The 4,029-nt window shown below is 38.6% G+C and carries 6 protein-coding genes; all 6 read left to right on the plus strand.

All coding sequences use genetic code 11. The features are described 5' to 3' along the window. Positions 1–34: 34 nt before the first annotated feature. The 6 genes from KI743_RS23335 (at position 35) to KI743_RS23365 (ending at position 3,634) form a co-directional block, all read left to right on the plus strand. Complete coding sequence (locus tag KI743_RS23335) at positions 35–385, plus strand: cupin domain-containing protein (RefSeq protein ID WP_285468458.1); 351 nt, start codon at positions 35–37, stop codon at positions 383–385. Positions 386–581: 196 nt separating this feature from the next. Continuing rightward, complete coding sequence (locus KI743_RS23340; RefSeq protein ID WP_285468459.1) at positions 582–1,166, plus strand: hypothetical protein; 585 nt, start codon at positions 582–584, stop codon at positions 1,164–1,166. Positions 1,167–1,341: 175 nt separating this feature from the next. After that, entirely contained in the window at positions 1,342–1,659 is a 318-nt protein-coding gene (locus KI743_RS23350) for a heavy metal-binding domain-containing protein (RefSeq protein ID WP_285468460.1), read from the plus strand. 64 nt (positions 1,660–1,723) lie between these two features. Next, positions 1,724–2,572: a hypothetical protein gene (locus tag KI743_RS23355; protein WP_285468461.1), complete on the plus strand. Its 849-nt coding sequence runs from the start codon at positions 1,724–1,726 to the stop codon at positions 2,570–2,572. Positions 2,573–2,707: 135 nt separating this feature from the next. After that, complete coding sequence (locus KI743_RS23360) at positions 2,708–3,034, plus strand: hypothetical protein (protein ID WP_285468462.1); 327 nt, start codon at positions 2,708–2,710, stop codon at positions 3,032–3,034. A 123-nt stretch (positions 3,035–3,157) separates the two neighbouring features. Continuing rightward, complete coding sequence (locus tag KI743_RS23365) at positions 3,158–3,634, plus strand: hypothetical protein (RefSeq protein ID WP_285468463.1); 477 nt, start codon at positions 3,158–3,160, stop codon at positions 3,632–3,634. Positions 3,635–4,029 lie beyond the last annotated feature (395 nt).

Consider the following 4,029-nt stretch of genomic DNA (forward strand, 5'->3'; position numbering starts at 1 on the left):
GGTCATTATGTCTATGAATGGAAACTAAGAATAAATGATACGTAATTTTTACAGTTGTGATAAAGAAGTCGATAAAAACAGCCATGGCGGTGAAGGCTCAATTGATATCTACCGAGCATTTAGACGCAAAGATTTTTCAGGAGCTTGGGATTTTGCCATTAGAGTTGTAATGCCACCGGGAAGCTCAATGGGAGAGCACACTCATGGTGATGATGAAGAAATGTATATTATTTTAAAAGGTGAAGGGACAATGACTATTGAGGGAGAGTCTAGAAAGGTAACTTCTGGAGATATGATTGTGAATAAACCTCACGGTACACATGGCTTAGTGAATACGTCTGACTCAGAAATCGAATTACTCATTATCCAAGCAAGTACGAAGTAAATCACCATAACAAATCGCTTAACAGGTTGGGACTCCTAACGCTTGGCCATTTTTATCCAAATCTGAGTCAGTGTTTAGGGCACAGGTTTTAAGTTGGGTGGAAGCATTGTCCACCCCTTAATGCAGCGTTAGAATTTTAGGAGGCAGCATTCAGTTTATATCATTTATAGCCCCATTGGTTTTTGTATCGATTCTCGTGTTTAAGGCAAGATTTTCGGTATATCACAATACTCTCGACAATGGTGCTTTCACTTATGTTTCAGCTTTCCTAGCCGTTACTTTAACTGCTTTTTTATATATCTATAAATTAAAAAAAGACAAACGTGCCGAAAACATAATTGTGGAACATAGACAATATGGAAAACCCCTAGTTAGTAACTCGCTCATGACCATTTGGGTCATTCCACTGTTTATTTTTATAAGAATCGGCATGTCAATTTCTAACGAAAATTATATGAGTGACGAAGTAGTAAAAATCAATTATACGGTTACTTGTAAAGGTGAGCGTTCAGTTAAAAGTGGAACAGTAAAGTACCTCTGTATAAACGACGGCGAAAGAGATCTTACATATGATTTACACAACATAGGATCTCATTATTTTTCAGTTGGAGACGAAATTTTTGCCACTGCACGAAGAGGTTATTGGGGGTATTTAGTTATTCAAGAGCTTCATAAAAAGAATCCCAGGAAGCCTAAGAAAACTCAGAAAGAATTAGATATACAAACAGCCATTTGTGAGGGACTGTCTTCATTAGAATGTGCCTTGTACTTTTCGCCCTAGAAGAAAGGCGTTAAATTATAGTTTTTGGATATTAAATTCTAACAAGCAATCTAAGCAGACTGTCAACGCGTGGCATTTTTATTATGCTGCGGTTTTAGTAGTTAAGATGGTATGCGGAGGCATTGGCATAGCGTGCCTCACACCTAAACAAGGACTTATGTTCTGAGGAGAAATTATGATTTATACGACAACGGAAACTGTTCCTGGCAAGGAAATTGAGGCTGTATTAGGTATCGTCAATGGCAACGTGGTTCAGTCTAAACATGTTGGTCGAGATATCATGGCTGGTTTAAAAGGTATTGTAGGCGGCGAACTCAAAGGCTATACCGAGATGTTGATGGAAGCTCGAAATATAGCGGTAGAGCGATTGATAGAAGATGCACAAAAGTTAAATGCTGATGCAATAGTGGGAATACGATTCACAACTAGCTCAGTTACTGATGGGGCATCAGAAATATTAGTGTTTGGCACAGCAGTAAAACTACAAAAATAACAAGTATTTAAGAGTGATTTGAAGCGCTTGGCTTTAGGTTAATTAGTGGATTATAGAGAGTAATATGAAGAGTAGCGTTAAATTTTTAACAGCGTTATATATTATATCACTGCCAGTGATGGCTGATGCGGTTTTGGTTGATGAACATAAACCGAATACGACAACTGTCACTAGTGAGACTAAAGAAAGTCAAATGTATATTAGTTTTGATGGAAATCTGGATAGTCTTCCTATCGATGTAAGAGCACAGTTCCCAAGCATTATCGATACTAAAGAAATAAGTAGTGAAGAAACTAAGGTTGTAATAAGTGACGAAAATGCCCAGTGGATGTTTCGTACGATATTTACCCAATTTGAGAGGTATCAAAAAATTAATGGTGAGTATATAGCATTAGAAATTCCGAGTGATATGGACATGGTTGGTATCTCTGTTGAAGGGACTCTTTCTAAGAATGGTGCCTATTCTGATGTCGTGGTTCAAACACCTCAGTCGAATGAGCTAATAGAAGATTCGATAAAGAGAATGCTTGAACTTCCTAATAAGGAACTTTCGATTTACCACAAAAAGTATGAGCTAGGAAGTGTGTATCCATTTGAAGCTACGATGGACGTGCCATTACATCCTGAAATGAAGGTTTCTATGGTTGTTGATGGAACTCGAAAGTTGGTCAAGATTAAAGATGGTACAGCATTTATCGAATCTACCGCGAGCGGGGATATGGAAGTTAAGCTTGATAAACTTAAAATGGCTATCAATATGACTATTAATAGTCAGTTTGAGTACGATTTAGATCGTGAGCTAGTGTTTTCAGAAACGACTGAGAGTGTTATGTCATTATCTTATCCGGCTTATGAAGGGTTTGTAACGTCAATAGCTACTATCAATAGTAGCGTGGATAGGCGTAGATATTAGCCTAGTAGTAAATTAGAGTGAACCACGACGTGTGGTACTCTCTGTTTGAATCACTTTCAGTGCTTACGGCCCAATATTTTGGGTAGATGGTAACGTTGCTAGGTATTTAAAAAGGGGGTTAACGCCTGGAAAAATATGGAACTAAATTGTCTAATTGATTCTGAGTTACTCTCGCTGAATCAGAGTTTTGATGATGCCTATATTGAAATGCTATTCCTTTTGGAGTCCGAACAGAAGGTCAAACTCTTTGTCAGTAATATGCAAGGTCAAGCGATAACGGTTCGTTTTAAGGGAATGCAGTTATCTGCTAGAAAGACGACTTTAAGCGGCATTCCGACATTAGGTGAAGTTGAAGGAGTGTCTTATTTACAAGGCATCCTTTCTATAGAAGGCGATTTTGGGGTAATTGAAGTAGAAGGCCATGATATTGTCTTTAAATCCGCTTTGTCACAAATTATTTAAGGTTGATATCTGGCGCGTGGCATTTTAATCATACGTTGTTTTTAGTGTTGAAGGCGACTGAAGCGGAACCGGTAATGCGTTACTCATACCTTAACAGAACGTTACAAGTACAATGGAGTTTCAGTGGTTGTATATTTAGATTCAATAAAAGTTTCGCCTAGAAGAGATCTGTTAAAAGTTATAGATGAATACTCCATGTCATCCGATAGTGTCAGTTTAACTGATGATATTCGCTTCAAACTAGTAGAACTATTGCCATTGAGTTCGGTGCCTGAAGATGGTTTCACTACACACGATATTGCTCTCGCTGTTCGTGTGCCATTTCATAGAAGAGGTTCGTTATTGTTTGGCTTCGGAGCAATCTTAGGTTGGCGCCCTCTAGTGACAATAGAGTTTGATGTTATTTCTTTGGTTAGTGGTGAGACAATTGAAACATTGCGTTCAACAAACAAGCTTAGTTGGAGCAGGTATATTAGAGGTCTACTACATTTTAACTCAATCCTTCATATTAGACCTGAGTTTGGTTTTGCAGATCTTGAACCACTTATAGAACAGTCCGTATTGAGCCTTTTGAGGGAGATTCAAACTAAGTACTCATAAAAATTGTTTAAGGTTGATTTGTAACACTTGGCATTTTCACTATGCGCTAGTTTTGGTGACTAAGATAGTAAGCGGAAGCTTCGGTATTACGTTGCTCACATATATGGTCTCCCCCAGTTGTCAAACATCCGCTAAACTTATGTTGATGGGTTTTGGATTGCCGCTCTACATTCGGCCTACTTATCGACGATTCGCATACGTTGTGGCCCTGATGACTTTGCGCGACTGCGGTGCCTCATTCGTTAGATGACCTCTCGTGTATCCGCCGCATTAACAGGCTCTCCGCAAGTGGTCTTGACCTATCTCCATCATTAGCGTCTGCAATGACCCGGTGGGTTTAACTCTTTATGCTGCTTAAGTTTCTACTTAAGCAGAGTAGTTTTCATATTCGGTTT

Source organism: Vibrio sp. D420a (assembly GCF_030248625.1).
GTDB lineage: Bacteria > Pseudomonadota > Gammaproteobacteria > Enterobacterales > Vibrionaceae > Vibrio > Vibrio fortis_A.

Excerpts from the sequence above, each read along its gene's own strand:
- KI743_RS23335 (WP_285468458.1), top strand. The coding sequence starts at position 35 with ATGATACGTAATTTTTACAGTTGTGATAAAGAAGTCGATAAAAACAGC.
- KI743_RS23350 (WP_285468460.1), top strand. The coding sequence starts at position 1,342 with ATGATTTATACGACAACGGAAACTGTTCCTGGCAAGGAAATTGAGGCT.
- KI743_RS23355 (WP_285468461.1), top strand. The coding sequence starts at position 1,724 with ATGAAGAGTAGCGTTAAATTTTTAACAGCGTTATATATTATATCACTG.
- KI743_RS23360 (WP_285468462.1), top strand. The coding sequence starts at position 2,708 with ATGGAACTAAATTGTCTAATTGATTCTGAGTTACTCTCGCTGAATCAG.